The organism is Citrobacter sp. Ce006, from assembly GCF_030336535.1.
In the GTDB taxonomy this organism is placed as follows: Bacteria; Pseudomonadota; Gammaproteobacteria; order Enterobacterales; family Enterobacteriaceae; genus Citrobacter; species Citrobacter europaeus.
In genome coordinates, this window is record NZ_JAOWDO010000073.1 from 623,920 (window position 1) to 638,637 (window position 14,718).

Consider the following 14,718-nt stretch of genomic DNA (forward strand, 5'->3'; position numbering starts at 1 on the left):
TAAATAAAAAACGAACCGCGCTATATACTCTCCTCAATAATCCGACTATTAATCATTAATTAAAATATAAGCATCCAGCAATCTAATTCATTAATTATATAAAGCTTATCATGTCCTTATCCGGACTACTTAAAGTTTATTTTAGTTGATATCTTAACCGCCGAGAAATGGATTTCATCCATTTAAAAATAGATATCTTACAAGGATTTTAACATGCTGAAATTTGCAAAAATCACCCTCGTTGCTGGTGTTCTGGCTACGCTGACCGCGTGTACTGGCCATATCGAAAATACAAAAAATAACTGCAGCTACGATTACTTCCTGCATCCAGCGATTTCAATTTCTAAAATTATTGGTGGCTGTGGTCCGGCTGCAAACCAGTAATAAAAGCGATTGCGCAGATACAAAAAAAACCGGGAATTTCCCGGTTTTTTGTATTTATAGATTAGATGCTCATTCACATGCTATCGCACTCACGCTCTCGCGCAGAATACGTAGCACGGTCTGTTCTCCACTTCGGTTTGGATTAATACGAATCGCATAATCACCCAGCAACGGATTCGCTTCGCGAAACGTCCCCGAAAGGCGATAGAACAGCGGAGGGATCTCATACTTCGACTCAGCTCCCACCGGGTATGGCAGCGCGCCTCTCTCTTGCGCCGCTTTCAGCACGCGGGCGGCAATCGGCTGATGAAACTCCACGATCAGCACCTTCGACTGGGCATTGGCGATGACGGCCTTTTTCACCTCGGGTAGCGCTCCGCTATTAAGCATCGTCAGCAACCGTTCAGCAACGCCAGCCTGTACCGCATGCATCACCGGCGCGAAAACCAGACCACGAAGCACCTCCAGCGCCTGCGCCCCCTGAATCTGGCTGCCGCCGGAATAAAGCGTCGCGCGGATTTTCGCGATAGCCTCCGCCTTGCCGACCACCGCCCCGACGCCCTCCGGGCCGAAGAGTTTAAAGCACGAAAAAGTAGACAGCGTCGCCCCAAATTCACAGCCAATACCGTCAACTTTCATCACCGCGTAGTTGTCATCGGTTAACGTCGGTACGCCGCACCGCGCGATTTCCGCCAGCACCTCGGCTAACACGTAACAATCCTGCGGTTGCTGACGCGTATGCTGCACCAGCGCGGCGTCAGGACGATGCTGCGTAATCGCCAGGGTGATTGCCGGGAGGCAGTTAAAATCCGCCCTCACCAGGGTAATGCCCATCTGCTCGACAAGCACCTGGGTTGTAGGATACACAGGCGCATCGTGAACTAACAGCCGCTGGCCGGGTTTGAGCAGCGCAGCCAGCCCGGCGCGAATAGCCCCGGTGCCTGCGCCCTGAACCAACGCTGCGGCCTCAGCATGAAACGCCTCGGCCAGCACCTTTTCCACGCGTTGCGTCACCCGAGGCTGATTCAGCCCCGGGGCCAGCCCTATATCACCACCGGCCAGAAAATCAGCGCCAGGAAAGTGACGGCAAAGCGTATCCACCAGCGCAAACTGCTTTTGCTGTGCCTGCGCAAGCGTCAGGCTTTGCAGAGGGAACGTCTTCATGTTTTACGCCTCCTCAAGCCGGAACAAACAGACCAAACCAGTAGAGAATATTCAGCACAATACCGGTGATCATTACCGCTACGACCGGAGCCGCCATCTTCTGAACCGGACGCCCTATCGATTCGTTGAGGAAGTAAATCGCTACCGCAATTGAGAAACCTGTGTAGCCTGCCATCTTGATGGCGGCAAAAATCGAGCCTACCAGCAGCGCCATTTCCATCAGCATATTCATCGCATTACGAATATTGTCCGATGCGTTACGCACTGACGGATAACGTCCCAGCCATTTGCCAATAGAGCGCAGCAGCAACACTTCCGCTGAAATCACGATAGCGCCAAGGATTGCCGCTATCCACGGGTTCGGCGCCAGGTAACCTACGGAGAACACGAAGGTAAAACCCGCTACCGCATACACGCCCGTCGCCAGCGCGGTTGTCGCAATCATCGGTACAAAACCCAGCCCGCGCATAAACTCCGCCAGGGCCGCCTGATTCACCAGCGTCTGCGACTGCTCCGGCGAAATCCCAGCCGAATACGCTTTTTCCAGCGTAAAAATTGAAACCTCGCTGCCAGCGAAAATCTTCATACTGGCGACGGCGGCAATCAACGCGCCGACAATGGCGATATACGGCAGGTTTTTAATAATCCGCGAGGTTCGTTCTTCAAAGACCGATAGCCCGCTGGCATCCATCTCGTCATCGCCGCGGTGGCGAATATCATGCGTAATGGCGATCGCCAGCAGCATCATCATCCCCACAAAAATCTCAATTGATTCCGGGTTCAGGTGTGGGAAGTAACGCACCACCACCACGCGGGTCATCAGTACCACCACCGCCGCGATAATGCTGTGCTTCCAGCCAAACTGGTAGAAAATCGCCACCAGCGGGAAGAGTGCGAATGCGGAAACCACCGGAGAACTCAGTTCTCCGAGGCTACCCAGTACATCAACCGGCAGCGCCGTGAGCAGATGGTTCACCGGCAGCAGGCAGGTCAGAATCAATACGCCCCAGATAGCGCCCAGACCGAACGCCAGCAGGCTGTTCATCGCCAGCACGCCGAGAATATCCGTCGGCAGGAACAGCAGCCAGGCGTTGAGCAAGCCGGTTTTCAGGGTAAATGAGATCCCCACCGACGCCACAAAGCCGATACTCAGACCAAACGCGATACTCCCCGCCTCACGGCGATTCATGTACCCCTCGATCAGCTGCGGCAGAATCGGGCGGATACCGTCATGAAAGACGGCCGCCGAGCGATGTGCCAGAAGTGACGTCATGCCGGTCAGGCAGGCCACCACCACAATCTGAATATACAGATCCATAGTCATGCCTTTTATTTCAAATGGTTAACCAGCATCGGAATCGCATGTTCAACATGTTCGACGGAGAGACCAAAAGCCACTTTCCCTTCCGCAACCATTTTTGCGATATGTTCGTCTTTCGCCTTAATACCCGGCCTGGCGATAGTGCAGCTTTTGTTGTAGCCAATCACCGCGATGGCAATCGACAGCGCCGCGCCCGCGCCGGTGTTACAAGCGCCGATGTAGTAATCCAGCTGTCCGGATTTCACTTTCATCGCCGCTTCCATGTCGTTATGAATGGATACTTCAAAGCAACCCGGAGCTGCGGTTTCGATGGTCTTTTTAATCTGCTCACGCTGTAAGCCAGCAACGCCAATCTTTTTCATGATTCTGTCCTTATTGGAAAAATTTTGAGGGGTTATCACGTAACATCGTGTCCACATCGGCCTGGCTGAATCCTGACTGGCGCAACTGTGGGATAAAAGTGGTTAACAGATAGTCGTAGCCATTGCCGCCATTGGCCTTTAAATGCGAGCGGCGGGTAATGTCCATGGAAAGCATCACGCGATTAAGCAGCCCGCGATTGCGCAGCGCATGCAGCATGCCAATGCGTTTCTCGTCCGGGTAATAGTTGTTTTTACCGATGGTATCGAACTGCACATACGCGCCGAGATCGATCATGCGTAAGATATTGTCGAGATTATCTTTCAGGTCGCAGTGACCAACGGTTACGCGAGAAAGGTCAACGCCGTGCGCCTGCAGCAACACCAGCTGTTCCAGGCCCATGGTGCTAAACGAGGTGTGGGTGGAGATGGGACGTCCGGTTTCGATGTGCGCCCGCGCCGCGGCGATAAACACCTTCTCTTCAAGCGGCGTAATCACCCCTTCGCTGGAGCCAATTTCCGCAATAATTCCGGCCTTCAATTCAGTACCATCAATACCGATGACTATCTCATCGACCATCTCCTGCGCGAGCTGTTCCACGCTGCGAGCCGCGACATGTTCAGGGAAAAACGCATCCTGGTAATAGCCAGTGCAGGCCATGACGTTGATACCGGTATCGCGCATCAGGTCGAGCATGAATTGTGGATTACGCCCCATATAGCGGTTGGTCATCTCAATAATATTGCTGACGCCTGACGCCCGGAGATCCTTCATCTCCTGACAAATCAGATCGTACTGATCTAACCGGCAGTCGAGGTTATTTTTGAACCCAGAGAGATCGATATGCAGATGTTCGTGGACCCAGGTATAGCCCGTCGGATCAAAGTTCATAAGGTGTCTCCTGTAAGGCGCAATGCCGAGAGAAAAGAGCAGCCATTTTGTGGCGCCGCCGCGCCGAAAAATTCACACACCGTCGCGCCAACATCGGATAACGTCGCCCGGATGCCTAATTGCGCAGGCTCCAGCCCCTGTTGATACACCAGTACCGGCACAACTTCCCGGGTATGATGGCTGTGACCGATGGTCGGATCGTTGCCGTGATCGGCCATGACCACCAGACAGTCACTTGGATCCATAGCGGCCAAAAGGCGCGAAAGATTAAGATCGACAAGCTGCAACCGTTCGGCATACCGCGCTACGTCTTCAGCGTGCCCGGCAAGATCGGTTTCCTGAATGTTGGTACAGATAAATACCGTCGGCTCAGCGTTAAATTCGTTAAGCGTGATATCCATGATCTGCTGGCTATCCACCAGGTTTTGCCAGCTGCGCCCGTGCGGATTGGCAACGATGTCCGCCACTTTACCGACCAGCACGGTAGGGATTCCGACGTCATGCAGTTTTTGTGGCACCTGTACCTGCTCATCTACGCCAAAACCCATATGCCTGACCTGGAAGCCATTTTCATAGGCACCGGAGCGTGGAGCGTTAATGCCGATAAAGCGTCCTTCTTTGGTCTCGGCTGCATCCAGAATGCGCTGGCTGTCTTTAAGCTGACCGCCAAACGCGATCACGCGCCCGACCTGAACCTGCTCACGCACCACACGGCCTATTTTTAGCACCTCATCAAATGGGATAACGGCAAGATTGGCGGTAATGTTGTAGACCTGACCTAAATCCGCTTCGAGGTTATCGCCCACTGCGACCGCATTGTTGACCCAAAGAAACGCCAGATCGCCGCCGCGGCGTTCCACCTGCCAGCCCGCGGCTTTCAGCGCTTGCTCAACGCCATTGATGACGTCGCTAAATGGCATCCGCAGCGGAGCCTGAGGTCGTGTGCCTAAAATCTCCTGATGGCCCATAAAGGTATCTCCCCCTTCATGCTGCAGCTCTGCAACGCCCCAAACCGCCGATGCTGAAGGTTTCATCACGCCAGGCGCAAAGCCCAGAGCGTTAATCAGCCCCAACTTTTCCAGCGTTGGCAACCGTAACTGCGGGAGTTCGCCCAGGATATGGCCGCAGGTATTCGCTCCCGCATCCTGCGGCCTGACCAACGTGACGTCTTTCATTGCGCCAACACCAAAACTGTCGATCACCAACACGACGAATCGAGCCATTAGTCCTCCAGAATATTGCCGAGACTGTCATAACGCGCGACGATTTCAGCCGCGCCGCGCTGAATGCCCGACACCAGCACCACGTCGCTACGCGTCACGAAGATCTGGGTGCGAAAACAGAAGATCACCGCGCTGCTCACCGGAAATTCGCCGGCTACAGGCAGGTAGTAGTCAATGCTGCTGTCGTCCACGGGTTTAAGCTTTGCGGCTATTGGGGCGCCATTTTCCGGCGTAAAGACCAGCGCGTTTTGCGCGTGACCACGACGGTAATAGCCCCCGCCATAGCAATAACTGTCCCCACGAAACGTGTGCGAAACCTCGCTTAACCACAGCATCGCAATGCGTTCCGGCTGGTCGCCTTTTTGATTACAAGGAATGGTGCCGGTCAGCGCATGACCCGGCTCAGCATGGGTGACGCCATATTCCGCCAACAGGGGGAGTGACGCGCAGCTACTGGCTGACGGCGCATTAAGCTGCTCAATGGCAATCCCGGCTTCCGCCAACTGACGTCGGGCGCTCACCAGCGTGTGCAGATTAGGCGTCGGCATCGTCTGCGCTGATTTTTCATCCCATAACAGGCAGGGGAAATGGGTTAACCCGCACAGACGCAGGCCCGGCAGGCTGCGGATTTCATTGACCACATCCGTCAGATACTTCAGCGGAAATCCGCTTTCCTGCCCCGGATAGAGAAAATCATCCTTGTCATACACCTTCAGCATCACGTTCTGTTCACAGCCGGCCTTCACCGCCGCAGCCGAAACTTCGCGCGCTTTCTCCAGCGAGAACAATGTGATGACCTCAGTGCCTTGCGCCACTGCCTCATTGACCAGCCGCGACGGGATCTGCACCAGATGTCCCTGATGCGCAACCGGTAACCCGGCGCGGCGCATGACGCGGCTCTCCTTGTAATCGACAACCACGATACCTTCATAGCCAAGCTGCAACAGTTTCTCTGCCAGCCACGGGTTACGTCCTACCTGTTTGGTCATCAGATATAGCGAGATGCCATGTTGCCTGGCGACATCCAGCAGGCGTTTGCCATTCTCAATGACCTGATCAACATCAATGACCCAACTGTCAGGCGCGATCTTCCCTTGCTGCCACAACGCGATAGCGGCCGAGATAAGTGCGGGGTTCTGGCGTTTCAATGCATCTATAAACATTTCTCTGCCTCGTTCTAATCCTTCAGTTAAATATTCATTTTTTTGAATATTTAGGATGCAATAAGCTCATTGCCCATTGATTTCAGACGCCTTCGTTCGCCGCCATCCACAATCCGTACAGGTTAGCCAACATATAGCCTTCTTCATTCGCGTGCGGCGTCACCGTGAACTCTTTCAGCAGCGCCTGATGTACCAATAAAATAGTTGGCCACAGATGAGATTGCGCCAACTCCTCCAACAGCTCACCATCCAGTGCTTCAATCACTTCCCCCTGGCGACTGCGCATTAACGCGCTCGCCATATGGGTCATCGCCATGGTCCCTTGCTCGCTATAAACCGGCAAACACCACTCTTCATCCAGCCGCCTGACCACCTGCAGCATGCCGCTACAAATATCCTTGTCGATAACGCCCGCTTCACACAGCAGGTTAAGCCTGTTTTCCATATCGTTCGCCTTCACTTAATAACTGGGTTCCTGTTCACCGTTCGCCACACGCTGTTGGTGGGCAAGCAGCGCCTCTTTATTGACGACCGCTCGTAGTAGCTGTTGCATCGGATAATCCTCAGCCCGGGTCAGCACTACCGCCTCCGTGGCCTGCAGAAATCGCGGATCGTTGGTGAGCGGCGTGGCTTCTAATCCCAGTACCGCCAACTCGGCCTCTGCAACCACGTTCCAGATAACCGCATCCACATCCCCTCTCGCGATACGCTGCAAGCTTTCGTGATAAGGCATATCGATCAATTCAACGTCACGGTCGCCAAAACAGGCCTCGGTCATGATTTTCTGATCCGCCGAACGGTTATCGAGCCCGACACGTTTTACATCTGCGGATTCGCCCTTGCGACAAATCAGCTGATGCTCGCCGACGTAGGTATGCGGTCCCAGCGCTAACGTAATGCGCAATCCATCCTGGGCAAGGTAACTTTCCGCCGCCAGGCGGGAAACTACCGCCATGTCATAGACGCCGTTCAGCAGGCATTCCACGCGAATATCAGCCCCACGCATGTGTGCGTAATAAAACGGGATCCCATCGAATTGAGCCTTAAGCCCACTCGCCAGTCCTTCATATAAACGGGTGTAGGGCAGCGGCATCGCACAGACCACGTTATTAATATCCACATGCTTTAGCAGCGTACGGTTATCCATCTCCACCAGATAGCTACCGTTACGCCCGCGGCGCTCAATACGGATCGCCCCGGAGGATTCCAGCGTTTTCAACGCGGCCTGGGTTAACCCTACCGATGAGTGACACTCGGCAGCCAGTTCATCGATAGTTTTCAGTCTGTTACCACACTTCTCACCGAGCAGGTAACGGGCCAGGGTTGTCAGCACAACCCCCTCTTTCTTGATAAATGTCCGACGCATTTTATATTTTCAGTAAAGTGAATATTTATATCTTCATTAAAGTGAAGATATAACGCAATGAGGAAATGTGCAAACGGCGAGGCGCCTCACATTTTTTGAGATTTACCAACGAACAGGCGAAAAAAAACCGGGCGTAACCCGGTTTCTTCAACAACGCAGAGCGCATTACGGCTTGGCCACAAAACCAATCGCTTCGTAAACGGCTTTCAGCGTAACAGACGCGCGGGCGCTGGCTTTCTCCGCACCGTCTTTCATCACTTTCTGCAGGAAAGCTTCATCGTTACGGAAACGGTGATACCGCGCCTGAAGCTCGGTCAGCATGCCGGAAACGGCCTCTGCGACTTCACCTTTCAGATGACCATACATTTTGCCTTCGAAGTGCTGTTCCAGCTCCGGAATGCTCTGGCCAGTGACGGCAGAGAGGATATCCAGCAGGTTGGAAACACCTGCTTTGTTCTGCACGTCGTAGCGAACAACCGGCGGCTCTTCGGAGTCGGTCATCGCTCGTTTGATTTTCTTAACCACGGATTTCGGATCTTCCAGCAGGCCGATCACGTTGTTGCGGTTGTCATCCGACTTGGACATTTTCTTCGTCGGCTCCAGCAGCGACATCACGCGCGCACCGGATTTAGGAATGAACGGCTCAGGCACTTTGAAGATATCGCCATACAGGGCGTTGAAGCGCTGGGCAATATCGCGGCTCAGTTCCAGATGCTGTTTCTGATCTTCGCCAACCGGCACCTGGTTGGTCTGATACAGCAGGATGTCTGCCGCCATCAGCACCGGATAATCAAACAGACCGGCGTTGATGTTCTCCGCATAGCGCGCGGATTTGTCTTTGAACTGGGTCATACGGCTCAGTTCGCCGAAGTAGGTGTAGCAGTTCAGCGCCCAACCTAGCTGGGCATGTTCCGGTACGTGAGACTGCACGAAAATGGTGCTTTTTTCAGGATCGATTCCGCATGCCAGATACAACGCCAGCGTATCCAGCGTTGCTTTACGCAGTTGCTGAGCATCCTGACGAACGGTGATGGCATGTTGGTCTACGATGCAGTAGATGCAATGGTAGTCATCCTGCATGCTCACCCACTGACGCAGCGCACCCATATAGTTGCCAATGGTCAATTCACCTGAGGGCTGTGCGCCACTAAAAACGATGGGCTTAGTCATTTTTTAATTCCTGATTTTCGCTATGCGGAAGCCCGAGAGCGGGCAGTAGTTCATTAATACGGTCGTAAATAACGTCGGGCTGGCTCAGCGCGATCGACTCGCCGTAGTTGTAGCCATAGGTCAGGCCAACGGACGGACAGCCAGCAGCTTTTGCCGCCTGAATATCATTGCGTGAATCCCCTACGAAGAGCATTTGCTCGGGCTTGATGCCAAGCTTGCTTGCCACCAACAGCAGCGGATCCGGATGCGGTTTTTTATTCTGCACATCGTCACCACCGATGACCACGCTAAAGTATTTGGCGATATCCAACGCCTCGAGCAATGGCGCGACAAACGGGGTCGGTTTATTGGTCACCAGACCCAGCGGCAATCCTTTCGCATGCAGCGCGCCCAGCGTATCGGCAACATCAGGAAACAGGAATGTTCCCTCTTCTGCGACATCGCCGTAGTATCTGTCGAACAGCTTACGCAAAATACGTACCTGTTCCTCGGCGGGAATATCATCATCAACGGGGGGTTTACCCATCGTTTTGCGTAAAGTTGCGCGCTCCTGACGAGACCACGCCAGCGCGCGCTCCATCAGTACATCTGCACCGTTACCAATCCAGGTGATAACACGTTCTTCACCGGCAACCGGCAGTTCCAGCGCATACAGCGCCATATCCACCGCAGCGGCTAATCCCGGCGCGCTGTCGACCAGCGTGCCGTCGAGGTCAAATGCAGCGCCCCGAATATCCTGAAACTTATCCATGACTTACCTTCGCCAGTTCATTGCGCATTTCATCAATGACTTTTTTGTAATCTGGTTGGTCGAAAATAGCTGAGCCTGCGACAAACATATCTGCGCCTGCCGCGGCGATTTCACCAATGTTGTTCACTTTGACGCCGCCGTCCACTTCCAGACGAATGTCATAGCCAGATTCATCAATGCGGCGACGCACTTCGCGCAGCTTATCCAATGTTTGCGGAATGAAGGACTGCCCGCCAAAGCCTGGGTTAACGGACATCAGCAGGATCACGTCGAGCTTGTCCATGACGTAATCCAGATAGCTCAGCGGCGTTGCCGGGTTGAACACCAGGCCCGCTTTACAACCATGCTCTTTGATCAGCTGTAAAGTGCGATCGACATGCTCGGAGGCTTCCGGATGAAAAGTAATGATGCTGGCGCCAGCGGCGGCGAAGTCCGGGACAATACGATCGACCGGTTTCACCATCAGGTGAACATCAATCGGGGCGGTGATGCCATATTTACGCAGCGATTTCAGGACCATCGGTCCGATGGTCAGATTCGGTACGTAGTGATTGTCCATGACGTCGAAGTGCACAACGTCGGCACCGGCAGTCAGCGCTCTCGCGGTGTCCTCACCCAGGCGGGCAAAATCAGCCGACAGAATTGAGGGGGCGATCAAATACTGTTTCATCCGCTTCTCCTTGAGAATTATTTCTTCGCAGGCGTTACAACTCCTGGTTTATACAGTGCCAGCAGTTCGTTCACCTTTTTACGCGTGCCGCCATTGCTGCTAATGCTGCGCCGCACTTTGACCTGAAAATGTTTCGCCGATCGGTACCACTCACGGGTATCGGGCGTGTCATGATTCGAAATTAACACCGGGATCTGCTTACTGACCAGCTTTTCTGCCATTTCGGCCAGATGCGCCTGCTCTTTTGGGCTGAAGCTGTTGGTATGATACGCGGTGAAATTTGCCGTCGCCGAAAGCGGTGCATAAGGCGGGTCACAATAGACCACAGAGTTGCTATCCGCACGATCCATGCACTCTTCATAGGAGAGGCAATGAAACTCCGCATTCTGCGCTTTTTCAGCAAAATGGTACAACTCGGCTTCCGGGAAATACGGTTTTTTATAACGACCAAACGGCACGTTAAACTCGCCGCGCAGGTTATAGCGACACAATCCGTTGTAACCGAAGCGGTTCAGATACAAGAACAGCACTGCACGGCGGAAGGGGTCCTGGCTGGCATTAAATTCTTCTCTGAACCGATAGTACACCTCAGCCTGATTGGTTTCAGGCATAAACAGCTCACGTGAAGCCTGCACATACTCATCGGTACGCGTCTTCACGATGTTATAGAGACTGATGAGGTCGCTGTTGATATCGGCAAGAATATAACGAGAAAAGTCGGTGTTAAGAAACACCGACCCGGCACCCACGAAAGGTTCAATCAGGCATTCACCCTTAGGTAAATGCCGTTTGATATCATCAAGCAGGGGGTATTTTCCCCCTGCCCATTTCAAAAAAGCGCGATTTTTTTTCATGCTGACTAACTAATTACACCTTCTCCGGCTGTGGAGAAAGCTCCGACAGCATCCTGCGCTTTAGTCTTTGTCCCGCAATTGGGCGAAACAGCAAACCATTGCAGAACATATCCTATCTTACTTCAAATCGGCCTGAACCTGGTGCAGCGGTTTTGCCCACGGGTTTTTCGCCTGAATATCGGCGGGTAACGTAGACACTGCACGTTTAGCATCTTCTTTAGACGCATACACGCCCGTCACCAGAACATACCACGGTTGACCGTTACGCGTCGTCTGATACACCACGTAGTTCTTCAGGTTTTCTTTCTTCGCCCAACCGTTCAAGTTGTCGTAGTTAGAAGAACTGCTGAGCTGCAGCGTGTAATGACTGGACGGCGCAGATTTTAACGCTCCAACATTTCCTGTACTTTTCGCTCCGCCAGCAACAGGCGTTGACGCTGTTGCGGTTGGCGCAGGCGTTGCGGTCTGAGCAGGCGTGGTAGTCGCGGTTGCTTTCGGCTCAGCCGTCGCCTTCGGCGTAGCGGTAACCACAGGTGCTTTGGTTGTGGTCGTCGGCGCAGTTGCGGTTGGTTTTGCCTGAGCAACAGGTTTCGGCTCTGTCGGCGTCGCTTTCACCGTAGTTTGCGGTTTGCTCTTCGGTTCAATGACGGCCTGTTTACGTTCCTGATGCGTAGCCACAGGACGTTCAGTCGTTTCCGTTTTCGCAGTCTGGCGCGCAGCATTACCATTACGCATCGGCGCAACGGTCGCAGGCTCGGTCGGCAGCGTAGAGTTAACCACGACGTTGTTAACCTGCTCCTGACCTTGCGGTTGCGTCAGAGCGTTGTTCAGATCGCCCTGCACTTCAACACGCTGCTGGCCTTCAGTTGCCGCAGGCGTCTGACCTTGAGTTGGGGTTGAGGAAATCGGCGGCAGGGAAACATCCTGCTGGGTATTGCCAGCGGTCTGCTCAGCGCCCGTTGCAGGCGTAGTCGTACCCGCCTGATCCGTCGCGTTGCTGCCAGAAAGATCGATGCTCTTCTCGCCAGATGCAGTAGGCTCACTGGAAGAGGATGAGGGGGCTTTCAGCGCAGAACCGATACCGATGATCAGCAGCAACAGCACCAGAACACCGACACCCATCATCATATACTGACGAGAGGCAGGCTTACTGGCGGCTTTCTTACGCTTGCGCGGACGACGTTCTACACGCTCTTCATCCACGCCATCGTCATCAGATTCATACTCTTCTTCAATGTCCCGCTCTTCTTCACGCTCTTTACGCGTGCGCGCAGGACGGCGATCGTCAGCATCCAGATCAACATCATCAAAATTGATTTGCGGCTCATTATCGCGTTCAGACGATTGACGAGAACGACCAGTACGACGATCGCTGGGATCGGGTTTCAGCTCGTCTTCTGGTTTGAATTCATCCATTTAACACCCCACTCAAAGGTTAATGCTTACGACTTTGCACATAACCTGAAGCTAAAAGACCTACGTTTTGCAACGTAAGCCAGACCTTTCTTGTTGTTACGCCTGCTGGCAATCAGCAATAGCGTTAAGAACCACCTCGTGCGACACTCCGCCGCGCACTTCACTCTTCCCTATGGCCCGCGGAAGCACTAAACGAATCTCTCCCGCTAACACTTTTTTATCTCGCAGCATATGCGGCAGATAAGCTTCAACAGACATCTCACGCGGCCCATTAACCGGTAAGCCCGCTCGCTGCAGTAGCGTAATGATGCGCTGCGTATCTGCGGAGGTAAACTGCCCAAGGCGTTCTGACGTACGAGCAGCCATTACCATACCTGCTGCGACTGCTTCACCATGTAACCAATTGCCATAACCCATTTCAGCTTCGATCGCATGGCCAAACGTGTGTCCCAGATTCAGTAAAGCACGTAAGCCCATTTCGCGCTCGTCTGCTGCAACAACTTCTGCTTTCAGCTCACAACAACGGCGAATACAGTACGCCATCGCCGGACCGTCCAGACGCAGTAACGCATCCAGATTGTCTTCCAGCCAGCTGAAAAATTCACCGTCAAGAATGATGCCGTATTTGATCACTTCCGCCAGCCCCGATGCCAGCTCACGCGCAGGAAGCGTTTTCAGACAATCGAGATCCACCACCACGGAGGCCGGTTGGTAAAACGCGCCAATCATGTTTTTACCGAGGGGATGGTTTACGGCGGTTTTGCCGCCAACGGAGGAGTCGACCTGTGACAACAGGGTTGTCGGGACTTGAATAAAACGCACACCACGCTGATAACTGGCTGCCGCAAAACCGGTCAGATCGCCAATCACGCCGCCGCCAAGTGCGACTAACGTGGTATCACGACCGTGCGGTTTTTGCAGTAACGCGGTGAAAACCGTATCCAGAACCGTCAGGCTTTTATACTGCTCGCCATCGGGAAGGATAACGCTATCAACGTTAACACCCGCCTGTTCAAGTACGCCGCGAACCTTATCGAGATAAAGGGGAGCCAGGGTTTCGTTGGTCACCAACATAACCTGATCGCCCGATTTCAGCGGTAAGAATGAAGCTGGCTCATTGAACAAACCAGCCGCGATGGTGATAGGGTAACTACGTTCCCCGAGAGTGACTGTGATCCTCTCCATTACGCGACATCCACCTTAGTTACTTGTACCCGCAGACGAGTGTGTATTCAGCCAGAATTAGTTGCTTTCCAACATATGAATAATCTGGTTTGCTACGACTTTTGCGCTCTGATCGTCGGTGCGAATGGTCACGTCAGCAATCTCTTCGTACAGAGGATTGCGTTCGTCAGCCAACGCTTCCAGAACTTCACGAGGCGGTGATTCTACCTGCAGCAGCGGGCGTTTCTTGTCGCGTTGAGTACGCGCAAGTTGTTTTTCAATTGTCGTTTCAAGATAGACCACGACGCCACGCGCGGAGAGACGGTTACGTGTTTCACGTGATTTTACAGAGCCACCGCCAGTTGCCAGCACAATACCCTGTTTTTCCGTCAACTCGTTGATGACTTTTTCTTCGCGATCACGGAAGCCGTCTTCACCTTCTACATCGAAGACCCAGCCCACATCAGCTCCGGTTCGTTTCTCAATCTCTTGATCAGAATCGTAAAATTCCATATTGAGTTGTTGAGCTAACTGGCGCCCAATAGTGCTTTTTCCGGCACCCATAGGCCCAACCAGAAAGATATTGCGTTTCTCTGCCATTTTTTCGGTACTACTAAGACTATTCGTTAATGATAAACCCGCTTCGCAGACACCCAGCGCAGCAGGACATGAACTGAAACCTCATAAGATATTGCGAGAGTCAGACTGAAAATTATCTCAATACTCAAGCGGGTTTGGCAACTGAATAAATCACCAAACCTTACGCATTTCTGGTCGTGGCAGGCATGCTACCCTGCAAACATCAGACCTGGCGACGTATC

At 53.2% G+C, this 14,718-nt stretch carries 16 protein-coding genes; 1 reads left to right on the plus strand and 15 read right to left on the minus strand.

Annotated elements, in window-relative coordinates:
- The first annotated feature begins 213 nt into the window (after nucleotides 1–213).
- Nucleotides 214–384 (plus strand): YhfL family protein, encoded by a 171-nt coding sequence (locus OGV94_RS21640; protein ID WP_003827690.1) that lies wholly within the window; start codon nucleotides 214–216, stop codon nucleotides 382–384.
- A gap of 69 nt (nucleotides 385–453) precedes the next feature.
- Here the strand turns inward: OGV94_RS21640 and OGV94_RS21645 are convergent, their stop codons facing one another.
- From OGV94_RS21645 to aroK, 15 genes are all read right to left on the minus strand, one after another.
- Nucleotides 454–1,548 carry an aminotransferase class V-fold PLP-dependent enzyme gene (locus tag OGV94_RS21645; RefSeq protein WP_043018560.1) on the minus strand — a complete coding sequence of 365 codons (1,095 nt, stop codon included), beginning with the start codon at nucleotides 1,546–1,548 and terminating at the stop codon, nucleotides 454–456.
- A 13-nt stretch (nucleotides 1,549–1,561) separates the two neighbouring features.
- Complete coding sequence (locus tag OGV94_RS21650; RefSeq protein WP_075145553.1) at nucleotides 1,562–2,866, minus strand: YhfT family protein; 1,305 nt, start codon at nucleotides 2,864–2,866, stop codon at nucleotides 1,562–1,564.
- Between the two features lie 11 nt (nucleotides 2,867–2,877).
- The gene (locus OGV94_RS21655; RefSeq protein ID WP_047408212.1) at nucleotides 2,878–3,231 is read right to left on the minus strand and encodes a DUF2620 domain-containing protein; all 354 of its coding nucleotides are present in this window, start codon (nucleotides 3,229–3,231) and stop codon (nucleotides 2,878–2,880) included.
- A gap of 10 nt (nucleotides 3,232–3,241) precedes the next feature.
- Nucleotides 3,242–4,120, minus strand: a complete 879-nt coding sequence (locus tag OGV94_RS21660) for a phosphotriesterase-related protein (protein ID WP_087050817.1) — start codon at nucleotides 4,118–4,120, stop codon at nucleotides 3,242–3,244.
- A complete protein-coding gene (locus OGV94_RS21665) occupies nucleotides 4,117–5,343 on the minus strand; it encodes a phosphopentomutase (RefSeq protein ID WP_227093520.1) in 1,227 nt (408 codons plus the stop codon). The genes OGV94_RS21660 and OGV94_RS21665 overlap by 4 nt, the downstream gene beginning before the upstream one ends.
- The gene (locus tag OGV94_RS21670; RefSeq protein WP_199995018.1) at nucleotides 5,343–6,506 is read right to left on the minus strand and encodes a YhfX family PLP-dependent enzyme; all 1,164 of its coding nucleotides are present in this window, start codon (nucleotides 6,504–6,506) and stop codon (nucleotides 5,343–5,345) included. The genes OGV94_RS21665 and OGV94_RS21670 overlap by 1 nt, the downstream gene beginning before the upstream one ends.
- 82 nt (nucleotides 6,507–6,588) lie before the next feature.
- Nucleotides 6,589–6,951, minus strand: a complete 363-nt coding sequence (locus OGV94_RS21675) for a hypothetical protein (protein WP_003847975.1) — start codon at nucleotides 6,949–6,951, stop codon at nucleotides 6,589–6,591.
- Between the two features lie 15 nt (nucleotides 6,952–6,966).
- On the minus strand, nucleotides 6,967–7,872 hold the full coding sequence (gene yhfZ, locus OGV94_RS21680) for a GntR family transcriptional regulator YhfZ (RefSeq protein ID WP_043018565.1): 906 nt from the start codon (nucleotides 7,870–7,872) through the stop codon (nucleotides 6,967–6,969).
- 165 nt (nucleotides 7,873–8,037) lie between these two features.
- Nucleotides 8,038–9,042 carry a tryptophan--tRNA ligase gene (gene trpS / locus OGV94_RS21685; protein ID WP_043018566.1) on the minus strand — a complete coding sequence of 335 codons (1,005 nt, stop codon included), beginning with the start codon at nucleotides 9,040–9,042 and terminating at the stop codon, nucleotides 8,038–8,040.
- Entirely contained in the window at nucleotides 9,035–9,793 is a 759-nt protein-coding gene (gene gph / locus OGV94_RS21690) for a phosphoglycolate phosphatase (protein ID WP_047408202.1), read from the minus strand. The genes trpS and gph overlap by 8 nt, the downstream gene beginning before the upstream one ends.
- The gene (gene rpe / locus OGV94_RS21695; RefSeq protein ID WP_003023561.1) at nucleotides 9,786–10,463 is read right to left on the minus strand and encodes a ribulose-phosphate 3-epimerase; all 678 of its coding nucleotides are present in this window, start codon (nucleotides 10,461–10,463) and stop codon (nucleotides 9,786–9,788) included. Before rpe ends, gph begins: the two co-directional genes overlap by 8 nt.
- Before the next feature lie 17 nt (nucleotides 10,464–10,480).
- Complete coding sequence (gene dam, locus OGV94_RS21700) at nucleotides 10,481–11,317, minus strand: adenine-specific DNA-methyltransferase (RefSeq protein WP_043018568.1); 837 nt, start codon at nucleotides 11,315–11,317, stop codon at nucleotides 10,481–10,483.
- Nucleotides 11,318–11,434: 117 nt separating this feature from the next.
- Entirely contained in the window at nucleotides 11,435–12,733 is a 1,299-nt protein-coding gene (damX, locus tag OGV94_RS21705) for a cell division protein DamX (RefSeq protein WP_075145549.1), read from the minus strand.
- A gap of 96 nt (nucleotides 12,734–12,829) precedes the next feature.
- The gene (gene aroB / locus OGV94_RS21710; protein ID WP_043018570.1) at nucleotides 12,830–13,918 is read right to left on the minus strand and encodes a 3-dehydroquinate synthase; all 1,089 of its coding nucleotides are present in this window, start codon (nucleotides 13,916–13,918) and stop codon (nucleotides 12,830–12,832) included.
- 57 nt (nucleotides 13,919–13,975) lie between these two features.
- The gene (aroK, locus tag OGV94_RS21715; protein WP_003023552.1) at nucleotides 13,976–14,497 is read right to left on the minus strand and encodes a shikimate kinase AroK; all 522 of its coding nucleotides are present in this window, start codon (nucleotides 14,495–14,497) and stop codon (nucleotides 13,976–13,978) included.
- Nucleotides 14,498–14,718: the final 221 nt, after the last annotated feature.

What these genes read in the sequence shown, in the direction of transcription:
- trpS (WP_043018566.1), bottom strand. Translation starts at nt 9,042, where the DNA reads ATGACTAAGCCCATCGTTTTTAGTGGCGCACAGCCCTCAGGTGAATTG.
- gph (WP_047408202.1), bottom strand. Translation starts at nt 9,793, where the DNA reads ATGGATAAGTTTCAGGATATTCGGGGCGCTGCATTTGACCTCGACGGC.
- aroK (WP_003023552.1), bottom strand. Translation starts at nt 14,497, where the DNA reads ATGGCAGAGAAACGCAATATCTTTCTGGTTGGGCCTATGGGTGCCGGA.
- dam (WP_043018568.1), bottom strand. Translation starts at nt 11,317, where the DNA reads ATGAAAAAAAATCGCGCTTTTTTGAAATGGGCAGGGGGAAAATACCCC.
- OGV94_RS21670 (WP_199995018.1), bottom strand. Translation starts at nt 6,506, where the DNA reads ATGTTTATAGATGCATTGAAACGCCAGAACCCCGCACTTATCTCGGCC.
- yhfZ (WP_043018565.1), bottom strand. Translation starts at nt 7,872, where the DNA reads ATGCGTCGGACATTTATCAAGAAAGAGGGGGTTGTGCTGACAACCCTG.
- OGV94_RS21650 (WP_075145553.1), bottom strand. Translation starts at nt 2,866, where the DNA reads ATGGATCTGTATATTCAGATTGTGGTGGTGGCCTGCCTGACCGGCATG.
- OGV94_RS21655 (WP_047408212.1), bottom strand. Translation starts at nt 3,231, where the DNA reads ATGAAAAAGATTGGCGTTGCTGGCTTACAGCGTGAGCAGATTAAAAAG.
- aroB (WP_043018570.1), bottom strand. Translation starts at nt 13,918, where the DNA reads ATGGAGAGGATCACAGTCACTCTCGGGGAACGTAGTTACCCTATCACC.
- OGV94_RS21640 (WP_003827690.1), top strand. Translation starts at nt 214, where the DNA reads ATGCTGAAATTTGCAAAAATCACCCTCGTTGCTGGTGTTCTGGCTACG.
- OGV94_RS21665 (WP_227093520.1), bottom strand. Translation starts at nt 5,343, where the DNA reads ATGGCTCGATTCGTCGTGTTGGTGATCGACAGTTTTGGTGTTGGCGCA.
- damX (WP_075145549.1), bottom strand. Translation starts at nt 12,733, where the DNA reads ATGGATGAATTCAAACCAGAAGACGAGCTGAAACCCGATCCCAGCGAT.
- OGV94_RS21660 (WP_087050817.1), bottom strand. Translation starts at nt 4,120, where the DNA reads ATGAACTTTGATCCGACGGGCTATACCTGGGTCCACGAACATCTGCAT.
- rpe (WP_003023561.1), bottom strand. Translation starts at nt 10,463, where the DNA reads ATGAAACAGTATTTGATCGCCCCCTCAATTCTGTCGGCTGATTTTGCC.
- OGV94_RS21645 (WP_043018560.1), bottom strand. Translation starts at nt 1,548, where the DNA reads ATGAAGACGTTCCCTCTGCAAAGCCTGACGCTTGCGCAGGCACAGCAA.
- OGV94_RS21675 (WP_003847975.1), bottom strand. Translation starts at nt 6,951, where the DNA reads ATGGAAAACAGGCTTAACCTGCTGTGTGAAGCGGGCGTTATCGACAAG.